The sequence below is a fragment of the Billgrantia saliphila genome (assembly GCF_002930105.1).
In the GTDB taxonomy this organism is placed as follows: domain Bacteria; phylum Pseudomonadota; class Gammaproteobacteria; order Pseudomonadales; family Halomonadaceae; genus Halomonas; species Halomonas saliphila.
This window is the reverse complement of record NZ_PJRN01000017.1, coordinates 1-16323: the sequence shown is the minus strand read 5'-3', so window position 1 is coordinate 16323 and position 16323 is coordinate 1. Positions and strand designations below refer to the sequence as shown.

At 64.9% G+C, this 16323-nt stretch carries 15 protein-coding genes; 5 read left to right on the top strand and 10 right to left on the bottom strand.

Annotated elements, in window-relative coordinates:
* Window positions 1-151: 151 nt before the first annotated feature.
* Window positions 152-1450, top strand: a complete 1299-nt coding sequence (locus tag CYJ07_RS16760) for an aspartate kinase (protein ID WP_104204867.1) — start codon at window positions 152-154, stop codon at window positions 1448-1450.
* 112 nt (window positions 1451-1562) lie between these two features.
* Here CYJ07_RS16760 and CYJ07_RS16755 read toward each other — a convergent pair whose 3' ends face one another.
* From CYJ07_RS16755 to CYJ07_RS16715, 9 genes are all read right to left on the bottom strand, one after another.
* On the bottom strand, window positions 1563-1814 hold the full coding sequence (locus tag CYJ07_RS16755; RefSeq protein ID WP_104204866.1) for a YMGG-like glycine zipper-containing protein: 252 nt from the start codon (window positions 1812-1814) through the stop codon (window positions 1563-1565).
* A gap of 93 nt (window positions 1815-1907) precedes the next feature.
* A complete protein-coding gene (locus CYJ07_RS16750; protein ID WP_104204865.1) occupies window positions 1908-3035 on the bottom strand; it encodes a Gfo/Idh/MocA family protein in 1128 nt (375 codons plus the stop codon).
* Window positions 3036-3113: 78 nt separating this feature from the next.
* The gene (iolE, locus tag CYJ07_RS16745) at window positions 3114-4016 is read right to left on the bottom strand and encodes a myo-inosose-2 dehydratase (protein ID WP_104204864.1); all 903 of its coding nucleotides are present in this window, start codon (window positions 4014-4016) and stop codon (window positions 3114-3116) included.
* A 58-nt stretch (window positions 4017-4074) separates the two neighbouring features.
* On the bottom strand, window positions 4075-5922 hold the full coding sequence (gene iolD / locus CYJ07_RS16740) for a 3D-(3,5/4)-trihydroxycyclohexane-1,2-dione acylhydrolase (decyclizing) (RefSeq protein ID WP_104204863.1): 1848 nt from the start codon (window positions 5920-5922) through the stop codon (window positions 4075-4077).
* Window positions 5919-7871 (bottom strand): bifunctional 5-dehydro-2-deoxygluconokinase/5-dehydro-2-deoxyphosphogluconate aldolase, encoded by a 1953-nt coding sequence (locus CYJ07_RS16735; protein ID WP_104204862.1) that lies wholly within the window; start codon window positions 7869-7871, stop codon window positions 5919-5921. The genes iolD and CYJ07_RS16735 overlap by 4 nt, the downstream gene beginning before the upstream one ends.
* A gap of 59 nt (window positions 7872-7930) precedes the next feature.
* Window positions 7931-8734 (bottom strand): TIM barrel protein, encoded by an 804-nt coding sequence (locus tag CYJ07_RS16730; protein WP_104204861.1) that lies wholly within the window; start codon window positions 8732-8734, stop codon window positions 7931-7933.
* Between the two features lie 17 nt (window positions 8735-8751).
* Complete coding sequence (locus CYJ07_RS16725) at window positions 8752-9627, bottom strand: ATP-binding cassette domain-containing protein (RefSeq protein ID WP_104204860.1); 876 nt, start codon at window positions 9625-9627, stop codon at window positions 8752-8754.
* A 1-nt stretch (window position 9628) separates the two neighbouring features.
* Window positions 9629-10759, bottom strand: coding sequence for an ABC transporter permease (locus CYJ07_RS16720; RefSeq protein ID WP_104204859.1), 1131 nt, complete (start codon window positions 10757-10759; stop codon window positions 9629-9631).
* Between the two features lie 51 nt (window positions 10760-10810).
* Complete coding sequence (locus tag CYJ07_RS16715) at window positions 10811-11755, bottom strand: sugar ABC transporter substrate-binding protein (RefSeq protein ID WP_104204858.1); 945 nt, start codon at window positions 11753-11755, stop codon at window positions 10811-10813.
* A 196-nt stretch (window positions 11756-11951) separates the two neighbouring features.
* On the opposite strand from CYJ07_RS16715, the gene CYJ07_RS16710 reads away from it, so the two are divergent.
* The 3 genes from CYJ07_RS16710 to iolB are packed head-to-tail and all read left to right on the top strand — an operon-like array spanning window position 11952 to window position 14673.
* Window positions 11952-12815, top strand: coding sequence for a MurR/RpiR family transcriptional regulator (locus CYJ07_RS16710; protein ID WP_104204918.1), 864 nt, complete (start codon window positions 11952-11954; stop codon window positions 12813-12815).
* Between the two features lie 41 nt (window positions 12816-12856).
* Complete coding sequence (gene iolG, locus CYJ07_RS16705) at window positions 12857-13852, top strand: inositol 2-dehydrogenase (RefSeq protein WP_104204857.1); 996 nt, start codon at window positions 12857-12859, stop codon at window positions 13850-13852.
* 17 nt (window positions 13853-13869) lie between these two features.
* Window positions 13870-14673, top strand: a complete 804-nt coding sequence (gene iolB, locus CYJ07_RS16700) for a 5-deoxy-glucuronate isomerase (protein ID WP_104204856.1) — start codon at window positions 13870-13872, stop codon at window positions 14671-14673.
* 145 nt (window positions 14674-14818) lie between these two features.
* On the opposite strand, the gene gap is transcribed toward iolB, so the two are convergent.
* Window positions 14819-15841, bottom strand: a complete 1023-nt coding sequence (gene gap, locus CYJ07_RS16695) for a type I glyceraldehyde-3-phosphate dehydrogenase (RefSeq protein ID WP_104204855.1) — start codon at window positions 15839-15841, stop codon at window positions 14819-14821.
* 356 nt (window positions 15842-16197) lie between these two features.
* Here gap and CYJ07_RS20370 point away from each other — a divergent pair.
* The coding region (locus CYJ07_RS20370) for a pyruvate kinase (protein ID WP_156085519.1) at window positions 16198-16323 on the top strand (126 nt) is incomplete at its 3' end.

Genomic DNA, 16323 nt, shown 5'->3' with positions numbered 1-16323 from the left:
TACCGAAATCGGTTGCGTCGCCCAAGAAGCCCCTGCGGGGGCTTTTTGCGTTTCTGCACCGCGACTTGCATGTCGAGCCGCCGCCCCCTTTCTCTTCCCGGGGTTATGCACCATGGTATAGGCACGCACGTACAGCCAGGGAGAGCCGGAAATGACGACCGTGTTCAAGTTCGGCGGCGCCTCGATCAAGGATGCCGATGCCATTCGCCACCTGACCCCGCTGATCGAGGATCACAAGGATCGACCGCTGGTCGTGGTGGTGTCGGCCATGGGCAAGACCACCAACAAGCTTGAAACGCTGCTCGCCGCCGCCCGCGACGAGCACCGAAGTGACGATTACCGCAAGTGCTTCGAGGCGCTGCAGGCCGAGCATCGCGAGGCGATCGAGTCGCTGTTCGACGACGCGCAGGATTCGCCTGCCGAGCGCGTCGACGCCCTGTTCGACGAGCTCGACGCGCAGCACCAAAAGCATCGTGGCGCCGCCTATGCCAAGCACTACGACCAGACCGTCTGCTACGGCGAGCTGATCTCCACCACCATCGTCGCCGCCTGGCTGAACCATCAAGGCACCGCCACCGACTGGCACGATGCCCGCGAGCTGGTGCGCACCGATGCCTGCCATCAGGCCGCCAACCTCGACTGGCCGGCCACCGCCGAGGCCATTGGCGAGCGCCTGGCGGGAAGCGATCGCGTGATTCTCACTCAAGGTTTCATCGGCGGTACGGCGCAGGGCGCCGCCACCACACTGGGCCGCGAGGGCTCGGATTTCAGCGCAGCGATCTTCGCTCACTGCCTCGATGCCCGAGAGGTGGTGATCTGGAAGGACGTCACCGGGCTCTACAATGCCGACCCGCGGCGATTCGACAACGCCGTGCAGCTCGAACGGATCTCCTACGGCGAGGCGACCGAACTGGCCTGGCACGGCGCCAAGGTGATCCACCCCAAGACCCTGGGGCCGCTGCAGGAGAAGGCGATTCCGCTGACGGTGCGTTCCTTCGAGACACCCGACGCCGCGCCCACCGTCATCGACGCCGAGCGCCGCTTCGACGCCGACGTGCCCTGCTGCATCCTGCGTGAGAATCAGGTCTGGCTCGAGGTTCGACCGCGGGACTTCGCGTTCATGGACGAACCGCGCCAGCACGACATCCTGGGGCATCTGGTCGAGGCCGGCCTGCATGCCAACCTGGTCGACAGCGGCGCCATGCGCTTCGCCATATGTCTCGACGACAAGCCCGAGCGGCTGGCGCCGATGATCGAGTCGCTCGAGGGGGATTACGCTGTCAGACACGAGGACTCACTGACGCTGCTCACGGTGCGTCATCCCCGCCAAGGAATGATGGACGCGCTCGGTGCGGACCGCGAAACGCTGGTGGAACGGCGCAACGACACCACCGCTCAGCGCCTGTTCCGCAGCCGGGACTGCCCCGAGACCTGGCACATCCCCGACTGAGCGAAAGTCACAACCCTCGCCTCACGCGGCGGGAAGCTCCACATGCAAAGCCGCACAGGCCATGGCCTGTGCGGCTCGGGGTTGCCTGGGCGCCGCCGGTAAGCGGCAGCGGTCAATCGTCGAGGTCGATATCGTCCTCATCGGTAGCGGCCCCGGTCGCGGCGCCGGCACCGGCACCGATGGCAGCGCCGGTCACCGGATCACCGCCCGTAACCGCACCTGCCGCCGCCCCGGTGGCAGCCCCGACGCCGGCACCGCTGGCGGCGCGCTCACCGGTGCTGGTGCCACACCCGGCCAGCGCCAGCATCAGCGATGCGGCAAAGATCACCACGGCGTTACGCATGCTTGTTCCATAACGTGTCATGCTTACCTCCCAGTCCATGGATATACGCTGTTTAACGTAGACAAGGTAAGGGGCGAAGGGCAAAGGCACGACGATGCGCAGGCTATCTGAGCGTCATGCCGCAACGCGAACCCACCCTCCTTCGTTATGCGACCTTTCGATGGCCTCGATCATGCAGTTGATCCGCCATGCCTCGCGAAAGTCGGGATAGAGAGACCGGCCCGCCACGATACCCTCCACTAGGTCGCGAATCTCGATGATCTTCTGGTCGTTGTAGCCCAGCCCATGACCGGCAGCCGGGCTGAAGGCGGCATAGTCGGGATGCTCGGGCCCCATCAGCAACGTGCTGAAACCGCGACGCCCCTTGGATCCCTCGCTCTTGTAAAGCTGCAGTTCGCTCATGCGCTCCTGATCGAAGAGGATCGCTCCCCTGGTGCCGGTAATGGTATAGGCAAGTCCCATCTTGCGACCGGTAGCGACCCGGGATGTCTCGATATTGCCGATAAGGCCGCCGTCGAAGCGCAGCAGTACTTGGGCCTGATCGTCATTCTCCACCTCACCCGTGCCGCTGCCTTCGGCGAGAGGCCGGCGGGCGATAACCGTCTGCAGCTGACCGAACACGTCGGCGATACGCTGGCCAGTGAGATATTCCGCCATGTTGAGAATATGCGACCCCACGTCTCCCAGTGCTCCGGCCCCTGCCGTCTCGCGCCGGGTTCGCCAGCCGTGGGGCAGCTCAGGGTCGGCCATGTAGTCCTCGTTGTGGCGACCTCGGAAGTGAATCAACTCTCCTATTTCGCCGCTGGCGACGATTTCCCGCGCCAGCTGGGACGCCGGGTTGCGGATATAGTTGAAGCCCACCAACGTCCGAATCCCGGCTCGCTCAGCGGCCTCGACCATCTCTTGCGCATCGTCAGCCGTGAGCGCCAGCGGCTTCTCGGCGTAGACATGCTTGCCGGCGGCGATGGCGGCAAGGGCCATCTCCTTGTGCAGGAAGTTGGGTGAGCAGATGTCTACCACATCGACTTCGGGGTCGCTGATCAACGCCTTCCAGTCGCCAGTGGCCCGGGCGAAGCCCAACTCTCGAGCCTTGCGCGAGGCCAGTTCGTCGTCGATCTCGGCTAGCAGTTCACAGACCGGATTGGCAGATAAAGGGAATACGGTGGGGGCGGCCCTGAGGGCGATTGCGTGGGCCTTGCCCATATAGCCGGTCCCGATAAGACCGAACTTCAGCGTCTGCATCGAGACCGTCCTCTCGACGTGGCTGCGGGACGAAACGAAAACATATGCCGCCTCTTGGGTTGTATGAAGACGGGAAGGTCACTCGTCGATCCGGAACCCCGCCTGCTCGGCCAGGGCGCGCAGATTGCGATAGCCCATGCGAGCATAAGTGAGCGGATGCGCGATTTCGGGATCCTGTTCGGCCTCCACCACCAGCCAGCCTTGGTAGCCGGCTTCGCGCAGGCGGGTCAGGGTGGGAAGGAAGTCGACGTTGCCATCGCCCGGCACGGTGAACAGGCCATCGAGGACAGCGTCGAGAAAGCTCTTGTCGCGATTGCGCTGCTCCTCGCGGATCGGATAGCGCACGTCTTTGCAGTGCACGTGCTTGATGCGCGATGCGTAGCGCTGGGCGACGGCGAGAGGATCACCGTCGGCGCCGCGCAGGTGACCCAGATCGAGCAGCAGGCCCACGGAGTCGCGGGTGTTGTCGAGCATGCGCTCCACGTCCTGTTGGCTCTCCACCACGGTACCCAGGTGATGGTGGTACGCCAGGTGAATGCCCTGCTCGCCGAGGTAGTCGCCCACCACGTTCAGTCCTTCGGTGAGGCGCTGCCAGTCGGCATCGTCCAGATGCGGCCGCTGCGAGAGGGGAACGCCCCGGTTGCCATGGATACAGCGACTCACTTCGCAGAACACCATCACCTCGGCGCCGCACTGCTTGAGCAGGTCGAGATGATCCTGAACGGCCTCGATCTCCTCCTGCGGGCTGCGCTCGAGCAACCGGGCGGAATACCAGCCGGAGACCAGCGCCAGGTCGAAGCGATCCAGCACTTTCGAGAGAGCGTCAGGCGTGCGCGGAAACTTGTTGCCGAGCTCGAAACCGGCGAAGCCGGCCTCGCGCCCCTCATCGAGACACACCTCCAGCGGAGTGTCGGCGCCGAGACTCGGCAGGTCGTCATTGGTCCAGGTGAGGGGATTGATCCCCAAGCGTACACGGCTCATCGGCATGCTCCTTGGCGAAGCGGTCGAGGCCGCTTGCCATGTCCTTTATCGAATGGAATCAACGCTGCTGACGCTGTTTGGCCTCGCAGTACCCCGCATACGCCTGGCTGACTTGCTCGCGCTCGGAGACCTCGGGCACCGCCACGTCCCACCAGGCGCCCCCCTCGACGGTGCTTGGCAGAGGATCGGTGTCGAGAGCGATGACATAGGTACCGTTGGCCTGGCGAGCACGCGCCAGCGCCTGCTCCAGTTCGGCGATGCCGCGCACGCTCTCGGCCAGGCAACCCAGAGCACGGGCATGGGCGGCGAAATCGGTCTTGGGCGCACCTTCCGGCACTGAGCGACAATCCGCGAGCAGGTTGTTGAAACCGGCACCGCCGGTCGCCTGCTGCAGGCGGTTGATGCAGCCGAAGCCGCGATTGTCGAGCACCACCACAACCAGCTTGTGACCCAGCATCACCGAGGTGGCGAGTTCCGAGTTGTGCATCAGGTAGCTGCCGTCGCCCACCATGACGAACACCTCGCGCTCGGGCCGGGCCATCTTGACCCCCAGGCCACCGGCGATCTCGTATCCCATGCAGGAGTAGCCGTACTCCACGTGATAGCAGCCGGGTCCCGCGCACTGCCACAGCTTGTGGAGCTCGCCGGGAAGCCCGCCGGCGGCGCACACCACCGTGCCATCCTCACCGGCCTGTCGGTTGACCGCGCCGATCACCTGAGCGTCGGTGGGCAGTTCGCGGCCGTCGGCGGCGGTGACCCGCACCACCACCTCGGCCCATTGGCGCTTGAGGCTGCCTGCCCGCTCGCGCCAGGCCTCGCTGGCGCGCCATTCGGCGAGCCCCGCATCGAGCGCCGTCAGACCATCGCGAGCATCGCCGATCAGCGGCAGGGCACGGTGCTTCTGGCTATCGAAGCGGCCCACATTCAGCGCCACCAGGGTCAGGCCGTCGCGCTCGAACAGCGCTCGCGATCCCGTCGTGAAATCCTGCAGGCGGGTGCCCACGGCAAGGACCACGTCGGCCTGCTCGGCAAGCCGATTGGCGGCCTCGCTGCCGGTGACGCCGATGGCGCCCACCGCGCAGGGGTGGCCGTCGGGCAGCGCCCCCTTGCCTGCCTGGGTCTCGGCCACCGGCACGCCGCGAGCTCGGGCGAAGTCGGCGAGCCGCGCGCAGGCGTCGGCATAATGCACGCCGCCTCCGGCGATAATCAGCGGACGCTCGGCGTCGGCCAGAGCAGCGATGGCCGCTTCCAGTTCCCGGGGATCCGGTTGGGGACGTCGAATGCGATGAGCCCTCGGTACGAAGAATGTCTCGGGATAGTCGTAGGCGAAGGTCTGCACGTCCTGGGGCAGCGCCAGGGTTGCCGGGCCGCAGTGCTCAGGGTCGAGCAGCGTGGCGATCGCCTGGGGCAGGCTGGTCAGCAGTTGCTCGGGCCGGGTGATGCGGTCGAAGTAGCGCGAGACCGGACGAAAGCAGTCGTTGACCGTTGTCGTCGGGTCGCCGAAATGCTCCACCTGTTGCAGCACCGGGTCAGGCTCGCGCGTGGCGAAGGTATCGCCGGGCAGCAGCAACACCGGCAGTCGGTTGGCGTGGGCCAGCGCCGCGGCAGTGACCATGTTGGTCGCCCCCGGCCCGATGGAACTGGTCGCGGCCATCATTTGCCGTCGCCCATGCGCCTTGGTGAAAGCAATGGCGGCATGAGCCATGGTCTGTTCGTTATGGGCGCGAAGCGTCGGCAGCGTATCCTGAACGTGATAGAGCGCTTCGCCGAGACCGGCCACGTTGCCGTGACCGAAGATGGCAAAGACGCCCGCGAACAGCGGGACCTCCCTCCCCTCATGCTCGATGCGCTGGGCCGCCAGGTAGCGAACCAGAGCCTGGGCCATGGTCAGACGAACGGTACTCATGTCAGCGTCTCCTCCCGCTGGGGAGCGGCATGGCGCCAGCGCCGCCACTCCTGAATCAGTTCGGCATAGTTGGCCGCCACCCGCTCGATCAGTTGAGCGTCGTCGATGTCCCCCGACAGCCATTCGCGGCTGGCGGCGGCAAATAGCGTCCGGCCCACGGTGAATCCCTTGCACTGCCAGTGACGAGCCGCGGAAACGAAGCCGCGCTTCATCGCCTCCATGGGCGCATCCAATCCCAGCAGCACCACGCCCCGGCAATGCGGGTCCTGTGCGTCGATGACTCGACCGACCGCCTGCCAGGCAGCGTCCGAGAGAGCCGGCAACTTCCACCAATCGGGGCGTATCCCCAGGTTGTATAAGCGTTGCAGGCTGCGCGGCAGCGTCGCATCGTCCGCTGGCATGTCAGCCGGCGGAATCACTTCCAACAGCAGTTCCAGGCCGTTCTCGCAGGCGGCCCGGTAGAGCTGGCGCAGGCGGGCTTCCTGGTCCAGGCGCAGCGCCAGCGGGTCGTCCGGGTGATAGAACACCAGGCACTTGATGATGTGTTCGCGCGGCCAGCAGCGCAGTCGGCTGCCCAGGTCGTCGCCATGCTGAAAGCGCAGCGGACGCGAGCCGGGCAGCTCTACCGGGCGTCCCAGCCACCAGCCGCGGCCGGTCGCATCATTGAGGGCATCCTGCCCGTAGACGTCGTCGACCAGGATAGCCGGCTGAGGTATCCCGGCCTGGCGGGCCCCGCTCTCCGCGGCACGCACCAGCAGCCGCTTGAGCTCCGGAATGCGCTGTGGGTCGGCCCGTACTTCGCGAGCCATATCGGTGAGCTGACGGCGATGATCGAAGGCCAGGCCGCACACTTCCGACCACTCGGCGGGCCAGCGGGTGGTGGCGCGATGCAGATGATTGAGGCGCTCGTCCTTGTCGGGGTGCGTCACGGAGGCGCGGCGCCCCAGGTAGTCGAACAGCTCCTCCTCGGTGGGCATGGCCGGCGCGCAGCCATGTCTTGACACCACCAAAGCGCCACAGGCGTTGGCATAGGTGGCGCTGGTTACCCAGTCCTCGTCGTACAGCCAGCCCCGCAGCAAGCCACTCATGAAGGCGTCGCCGGCCCCCAGCACGTTGAGCACCTCAACCTTGACGCCCTCGACCAGGATGCCATGCTCGATGCGATCGGGAATCTCGCCCTCGAAGACCACGCAACCCAGGGCCCCCAGCTTGCACACCAGGGTGGCGTCGCTGATCTCGCGCACCGCATGCAGAGAGGCCAGGGTGTCGGTGCAGCCCCCGGCGATGTGGAACTCCTCCTCGGTGCCAACAATCAGGTCAAAGTCGGGCAGCCAGCGCTGCAGATCGGCGGTAACTCTCCCATCGGCGATGTAACGGGTCTCACCGTCCCCGGGAGTGGTCAGCCCCCACAGTACCGGTCGATAGTCGATATCCAGTACCCGCTTGACACCGTGGTCGACGGCCGCGTCCAGCGCCTTGCGACAGGCGCGCCGAGTCAACTCGGTGGAGAGGTGGGTGCCGGTGATGGCCAACGCCCGAGCGCGACCGATGAAGGCCGGATCGATCTCCTCGCTGTCGATGGCCATGTCGGCGCAGTCGCGACGATAGAAGAGCAGGGGAAACGTTTCGCGATCCTTCAGCGCCAGCAGCACCAGGCCGGTATGACGCTCCGGGTCGGTCTGCAGCGCCGTGGTGTCGACCCCCACGCGCTCGAGCTCCTCGCGCACGAAGTTGCCCATCTGCTCGTTGCCCACCCGCGAGAGCATGGCCGACCTCAACCCCAGTCGGGCGGTGCCGTAGGCCACGTTGCCGGAGCTGCCACCCAGGTACTTGGCGAAACTGGCGACGTCCTCCAGGCGGCTGCCGAGCTGCTGTGCATAGAGATCGACGGCGACGCGGCCGAGGCAGATCAGGTCCAGCGGCCTGTCGTCGTGTTGGGAATCATGCATGTCGTCTCTCCACGTCGCATGTCGTACGCTCGCCTCGGGGCGAGCCCGAGGCGAGGGAATCAAAGGGTGAAGGCATCCGCGAAACGGCGCAGGGCGAGCTCGTCGTCGCCCGACGCCCAGCCTTCGAAACCGACACAGCCTCGATAGCCGATATCGCCTAGCGCCCGAGCGATCGCGGGGTAATGGATCTCGCCGGTACCGGGCTCGCAGCGCCCGGGCACGTCAGCAACCTGCACTTCGCCGAGGTAGGGCGCGCAGCGGCGTACCAGCTCGATCAGGTTGCCCTCGCCGATCTGCGCGTGGTACAGATCCAGCATCATGCGTACCTCCGGCCGATCGACGCTGGCCACCAGCGCCAGCACGTCGCTCGCCCTGGCGAAAGGCACGCCCGGGTGATCCACGGTGGTATTCAGGTTCTCCAGCACGAAAGTGACGCCGTGGGCCTGGCCCAGGTCCGCCAGACGGTTCAAGGTGTCGTGGGCCTTGAGCCACATGGCCCCGGTGGTCTCGCAGACCGGCTCGACCGGCATGCCACGCCCGTCGAGACCGGTGCCGTGCAGGTTCAGCCGCGGAATGCCCAGCGTCCTGGCGACCTCGAGGGACTCCCGTGCCGTGCGCACCATCTCATCGGCCCCCTCCTCGTCGGCCAGCGTGCCGCGCACATAGCCTGTCATGGAGGAGAAGGTGGCACCGGTGCGGGCGAGCGCGTCGACGTCATGGCGTGTCCAGTCCCAGATCTCCACCTCGAAGCCGAGCGCATCGATTCGCCGTACCCTCTGCTCCATCGGCAGCTCACGGAACACCATCTCGGCGCAGACCGCCAATACGAAGGGCGACGCTCTCCCCGGCACATCCGTCTTCATCGCGCACTCCTTGACGCTCATTGGTCACCCGCGGCGTAAGCCTGCTGGGGGCCGCCCGGGAGGGAAGCCGTGTTGCCGTTTTGCCTGGCCTTGCTCTCCTGATCGCTGCGCTGGAATTCGGCGAGTTCCGCATCGAGGCTCTCCATCTCGGCGCCACCCGCCATCATGTTGAGCACCTCTTCGCGGCTTATCTCGTCCTTGCGGAAGGTGCCCAGGCTGGTGCCGCGCTTGAGCAGGGTGAAGGCATCGGCCACGGGGTAGGCGTGATGCACGTTGTGGGTAATGAAGATCACCGCCAGGCCGTCGGCCCGGGCCTTGGCGATGTAGCGCAGCACGACCGACGCCTGCTTGACCCCCAGCGCCGAAGTCGGCTCGTCGAGGATCAGCACCTTTGCGCCGAAGTAGACCGCACGGGCGATGGCCACGCATTGACGCTCGCCGCCCGAAAGCGTACCCACCGGCTGACCGGGATCGCGCACGTCGATGCCTATCTTGGCCATCTCCTGCTTGGCGACTCGGTCGGCGTGCTTCCAGGCAATCCGCTTGAACGGCCCCCAGCCCACGGTGGGCTCGCGCCCCATGAAGAAGTTGCGCGTGATCGACATCAGCGGAATCATCGCCAGGTCCTGATAGACGGTGGCGATGCCGGCGTCCAGGGCGTAGGCCGGAGACTTGAAGCGAGTGGGCTTGCCCTCGAGGAGCAGCTCTCCTTCGGTGGGCCGGTAGACGCCTGAGAGTGTCTTGATCAGCGTCGACTTGCCCGCGCCGTTGTCGCCGAGCAGACACATGACTTCGCCGGAATCCACTTTCATCGAGATATCGCTCAAGGCGATGACGCTGCCGAAGTGCTTGCTGACATTGCGCATCTCGATCGTGGGCGTATGTTCGCTCATTTCACTTGGCCTCCATCGCCTTCTTGCGCATGAAATTGTTGAACAGCACGGCTACCAGCAACATCGCGCCAAGGAAGACCTGGAACCAGTCGGTGTTCACTCCCGTATAGAAGATCCCCATCTGCACCAGGCCGAAAATGAGCGCCCCCAGGGCCGCGCCGATCGCGGAACCATAGCCGCCGGTAAGCAGGGCCCCGCCGATGACGACGGCGATAATCGCCTCGAGCTCCTTCAGCAGCCCACGGATGGTGTCGGCCGAGCCGGTATCCATCACCTGGAGGCAGGCGAAGACGGTGGCCGAGAAGGCCGTGAAGACAAACAGCGAGATCTTGACCCGATGCACCGGGACACCGGAGTTCCGAGCGGCATTCGCATCACCGCCGCTGGCGAAGATCCAGTTGCCGTAGGGGGTGCAAAGCAGGACCCAGGTCGCCACGGCGGTCAGGCCCAGCCACCAGACGATGGAGATCGGGATGCCGGTGACCACCGGGTTGCCGGCGAAGTTGGTGGCGATCCAGCCCTGCGCCGCCATCCAGCCGAACAGCCCGGTGGCGACCTCGCCCGAGAACAGGGCGGCCAGCCAATCGCCGGGCAAGTGCTGGTGAATACCGCCGATTTGGGTGCGACCCGTCAGCAGGCGGCTGATGCCGATGGCCAGACCGCGCAGGATGAACAGAAAGCCCAGCGTGACGATGAAGGACGGCAACCCGGTCCGGTTGACCAGATAACCGTTGGTAGCGCCCACCAGCGCCGCACAGGAGAAGGCCAGCAGGATCGCCGCCCACAGCGGCCAGCCGTACTGCACGACGGGGATGGCGATCAGGATGCCGGCCAGCCCGATCATCGAACCGATGGAGAGGTCGAATTCACCGCCGATCATCAATAGAGCGGCGGCGGTGGCGATGATGCCCAACTGTGCCGCCACCTCGAGGAAATTGAGGATGCCGGACGGCGTGAACATGCCGGTACCCCTGGCGACGACGAGGAAGAAAGTCAGAACCAGGATGGTGCCGGCCAGTGCGCCAAGCTCGGGGCGGCCCAGCGCCTTCTTCCAGAACGGGATTCTCTGCAGGCGCTCATCCTGCGGTGCCATCGCCGCGTCGGCGGGTTGAGGGGATGCGTTGGACTTCATGGTCGACTCCCACGGCCCGGCCGTTGCCGGGCCATTGCGGTTACGTTGGGATCAGCGAATTCCCTGCTTGCTCAGTTCGATCACCTGGCTGGCATTCTCCTGGGTCACGAATCCCGGACCCGTCGGGACGTCCCCGGCCGGCAGCATGCCGTTCCTGACGAACTGATCGAGAAAAATCACCGGCAGATAGCCCTGCAGGTACTGCTGCTGGTCGATGGCGAAATCCAGCTCACCCTGCTCGAGCGCCTCGAGCGTGCTGGGAGAGAGATCGAACGTGCCCAGTGTGAACATGTCCGTGGCCCCGTGCTCGCGCATGGCGCGGACCAGCGGCTCGGCGGCCAACGTCCCCAGAGTCAGAATGGCGTCGATATCGTCGTGCTGATTGAGGTAGGCCACGATGGCGTTGCGGATCTCGACCGGATCATGCGAGGTGGCCAACTGCTCGGCGTTGCCGTCGAAGCCTTCGTTGAACCCGTCACAGCGACGATCGAGCCCCTGATTGCCCTGCTCATGGTTGACGCACAGCCCCTTTTCCGCGCCCATCTCCCGCATGCGCTCGGCGGCCTGCTTGCCCGCCTCGTACTCGCTCTGCCCGATATGCAGGCGGGTGCCATACTGGCTCGCCACGTCCCCGCCGGAATTGATGGTGATCACTGGAATATTGTTATCGGCGGCCTTCTGGACGACACCGCCCAGGGCATCCTCATCGGTGAAGGAGACGATCAGGCCATCCGGGCCCGATGCGATGGCGGCCTCTATAAGCTGCTGCATCCGGGCCATATCGAAGGTGGAGGGCGCCCGGTACTCCAGCGTTGCGCCGACCCGTTCGGCGGCATCTTCGGCGCCATTCTTGACCACGGACCAGAACGGGTCGGAGGGAACGCCGTGGGTCACCATGATGAAGCGGGGATCGTCCTGAGCCTGAGCCTGGACCGCCCCCGCCATGAGGACCGCTGCCACGGTCGAGGCGAGCGGCCAGTGAGTGAGACGTGCCATGGGTGATTTCCTCTTGTCGTTGTCATGTACCTATCGCTAGCGATGCGGCGTAGTGAAATATAGATTCCATGACTGAATTTTAACAAACCATTTATTCTATACTTTGGTATAGATGGAATGTTCATTCCAAGACACTAGACTGCGATCAACGACTCGATACAGAGCTGCAATGCGACCGGGCGAGGCAGGCCACCACATGAATCAGACACCGCAGGATTTCAATGAACTGGAGACGCGCGTCACGGAGGAGTACGCCACCCTGAGCCGCCGTCTGCAGCAGACGGCTCGCTTCCTGCTCGACCATCCCCAGGAAGTGGCCTTCGCCACGGTCGCCAAGCTGGCCGAGCAGGCGGGAGTCACCCCATCCACACTGATCCGTTTCGCCAATTCCTTCGGTTTCAAAGGCTTTTCGGAGATGCAGCAGCTGTTCCGCTCACGCCTGGTGGATGAACTGCCCAACTACACCGAGCGCATCCGCGCCGTACGCAGCGCCACGGGAGAGACCCCCGACAGCACCCAGCTATTGTGGGAATTCGCCGAGGCGAACCGTGATGTGCTCGATCAGCTGCCGGCACGCACCGACCCGCAGAATCTGGAACGCGCCCTCGACTTGCTCGAGCAGGCCGAGATCGTGCATGTGCTTGGCACCCGTCGCAGCTTCGTGGTGGCGAGCTATGCTGCCTATGCGTTTCACCATATCGAGAAGCGGGCCTTTCTGATCAACGGTCTCGGTGGCATGCAGGGTGAGCAGGTAAAAGCCATCGGCGCGCGTGATGCCCTGTTGGTCGTGAGCTTCTCGCCCTATGCCGATGAGAGCCGGCAGGCAGCCGACGAAGCTCGGCAGCGCGGCATTCCCCTGGTGGTGATCACCGATTCGAGCCTGAGTCCACTGGCGCGAATCGCCGATGTCGCCCTGATCGTTCACGAAGCCGAGGTGAAGAGCTTTCGCGGGTTGGCGGCCTCACTGTGCCTGACGCAAACCTTGGCGATCTCCCTCGGGGTTCGCCAGGAAAAGGGCCGTGATCGCGCCGCGGGCGACAGCGACATCGGCCGCGCCTGAGCGGCCCTGGACCCTAGCCGAACAAGCAAAGAGGAGCATTCATGAAGCTCGCCCTGATCGGTGCCGGACGTATCGGCAAGGTGCACGCTCAAGCCATCGACCGGCATCCCGCTGTAACGCTCGTCGCCATAGCCGATTCCCACAGCGAGGCCGCCGAGGCGTTGGCCTCGGCCTACGGCTGCCGTGCGCTGAGTGCGGATGAAGTGTTCGAGGCCCCGGATATCGATGCCGTGCTGATCGCCTCCAGCACGCCGACTCACGCCCGGTATCTGGAGCGCGCGGCTCGTGCTGGCAAGGCGATACTCTGCGAAAAGCCCATCGCTCTCGATCTGGCGCGCACCCGGGAGGCGCTCCAAGTGCTGCAGAGGCATCCGGTGACCTGTGCCTTGGGGTTCAACCGCCGACACGATCCTCAATTCACCGCCCTGAAGCGGGCGGTAAGCGAGGGCCGGATCGGCAGTCTCGAAACGCTGACCATTGTCAGCCGCGATCCCGCGCCGCCTCCCGTCGACTACATCGGTGCCTCGGGCGGGCTGTTCCGCGACATGATGATCCACGACTTCGACATGGCCCGCTGGCTGCTCGACGAGCCGATCGCCCACGTTCACGCCGAAGGCAGCTGCCTGATCGATCCGTCCATCGGCGAGGCCGGCGACATCGACACCGCCATGGTCACTCTCACCACCGCCAACGGACGCCTCTGCCATATCGGCAACTCGCGCCGCGCCTGCTACGGCTACGACCAGCGCATCGAGGCTTTCGGCAGTGCCGGCATGCTGCAGGCCCAGAACGAAAGCGAGACCCGCCTACGCTTTACCGGTGAACCCGGCCAGGTGGAAGAGAAGCCCAAGTGGTTCTTCCTGGAGCGCTATGCCGAGGCCTACCGGCGTGAAATCGACGACTTCGTGGATGCTTGGCGGCAGCGACGCGCCCCGCTGGCCGGCGCCCAGGATGGCTTTGAAGCACTGCGCCTGGCCGAAGCCGCCGAGCGCTCGCTGCGCGAAGGGCGTCGTATCGCGCTGGACTCAATCCACTGATATCGACAGGAGGGATCATGTCAGAGCTACTGGTACGCCCACAGCCACCCGATGCCCAGGGCACCGTACTGGACGTCACTCCCGAATCCGCCGGCTGGGAACACGTCGGCTTCCGCGTACATCGACTGACCGGTGGACAGCGGATCGAAGCCAGCACCGGGGAGCGCGAGCACTGCCTGGTGCTGCTCTCTGGTCGCGCCACCGTCACCAGCGGCGAACACTGCTGGGAGGCGATCGGCGAACGCATGTCGATCTTTGACAAGACGCCGCCCTATGCCGTTTATCTGCCTGATGGGGTGAGCTACAGGGTCGAGGCCGTTACCGACCTCGAGTTGGCGGTTTGCAGCGCACCAGGGCACGGCACTCATGCCCCGCGGCTGATTGCGCCCGAACGGATCGGGCGCAGCACTCGCGGCAGCGGTACCAACACACGTCACATTCAGGACATCCTGCCGGAAACCGAACCGGCGGACAGCCTGCTGGTGGTGGAAGTCTTCACCCCGGCCGGCAACTGGTCGAGCTACCCGCCGCATAAGCACGACCGGGACAACCTGCCGGAGGAGTCCTTGCTCGAGGAGACCTACTATCACCGTATCGACCCGCCTCAGGGCTTCGCCTTCCAGCGCGTCTATACCGACGATCGAAGCCTGGACGAAACCATGGCGGTGGAGGATGGCTGCTGCGTGCTGGTTCCGCGAGGCTATCATCCGGTGGGCGCCCCTCACGGCTACGAACTCTACTATCTCAACGTAATGGCCGGCCCCAAGCGCAAATGGAAATACCATAACGACCCGGCCCACGCCTGGATCGCCGAACAGTGACACTCCGATCAGTATCGTACGATGCTGCTTTGCCCCGCTTCGGCGGGGTATTTTTTCGCTCTGGCATCACGCGGGCCACGCAAAACGCCGGAGCGGTTTCCGCTCCGGCGTTCGATCATGCCGCCTGGGAGTTTGCCTCACCGCATCAAGCGGCATCCCGCTTGGCGTCGCTGGCGGCCTGCATGGCCAGCGCGGTGTCGAGCATGCGGTTGGAGAAGCCCCACTCGTTGTCGTACCAGGCCATCACCTTGACCAGGCGACCGTTGACCCGGGTGTGATTGCTGTCGAAGGTCGAGGAGTTGGGGTCGTGATTGAAATCGATCGACACCAGTGGCTGGGCGTTGACGGCAAGCACCGGCGAGGCTTCGGCGGCCTTGGCCAGGATCGAGTTGACCTCTTCCTTGGTGGTGTCGCGGCCGGCGGTGAAGACCAGGTCGACCAGCGAGACGTTGATCACCGGCACGCGCACCGCCAAGCCGTCGAACTTGCCGGCCAGTTCCGGCAGCACCAGACCCACCGCAGCGGCGGCGCCGGTCTTGGTCGGGATCATCGAATGCGTGGCACTGCGCGCCCGATAGGGGTCCGAGTGGTAAACATCCGACAGATTCTGATCGTTGGTGTAGGCGTGCACCGTGGTCATCAGTCCGTTCTCGATGCCCACCGTGTCGTTGAGCGCTTTGGCCACCGGCGCCAGGCAATTGGTGGTGCAGGAGGCATTGGAAACCACCTTGTGCTCGGGTTTCAGCACGTCTTCGTTGACGCCGTAGACCACGGTGGCGTCGGCGTCGGGGCTCGGAGCGGAGATCAGTACCCGCGCCGCGCCGGCCTCGAGGTGCTTGGCGGCAGCATCGCGCTTGGTAAACAGCCCGGTGCACTCCATGACCAGATCGACGCCCAGCGACTGCCACGGCAGCGCCGCGGGGTCGCGCTGGGAGAAGATGGCGATGCGGTCGCCGTCCACGCTGAGGCTCTCCTCGTCGTGCTCCACGCGGAAGGGAAAATGGCCGTGAACGGTGTCGTGGCGCAGCAGATGCGCGTTGAGCGCGGGATCGCCCAGATCGTTGATGGCCACGATCTGTACGCGGTTACGGTAGCCGTTCTCGTAGAGCGCGCGGAGCACGTTGCGGCCGATGCGGCCGAATCCGTTGATGGCGATCTTGAGCGTCATGATGGGTCTCCTCCGTGGAAGCTTGTCGATATTGGCTGAGCCGGTTGGCGGAGGTCGGTCATGTCGAGATGCGCCCAGGCTCATGGCGATAGCACAAAGTTGGCGATAGTGAAAATGTGACGCACAACAGCGACAGACACAAGAGTTTTTTAGTAACTTTACAACATAATCGTAAAACTTCTTATGGCCTCCCTGACTCACGCCCCGGCCCGCTTTCGTTTCTTTCCAAGCGAAAATGTCCGCCGCAACGCCTCGTTCGCGACACGAGATTGAGGCTGTTGTCACTTGCATTGCGTAGTAATATTACCTTACAAGACACTATTCGCGGACACCCACACCTCGCAGGAGGATTTTCCATGTCGCCCCGCCAGCTCTCCCCCATTCGCCGCACCAAGATCGTCGCCACCCTGGGCCCGGCCAGCGACCGCGAGGGCGTGCTGGAGGCCATGATCCGCACCGGCGTCGACGTGGTGCGCCTCAAC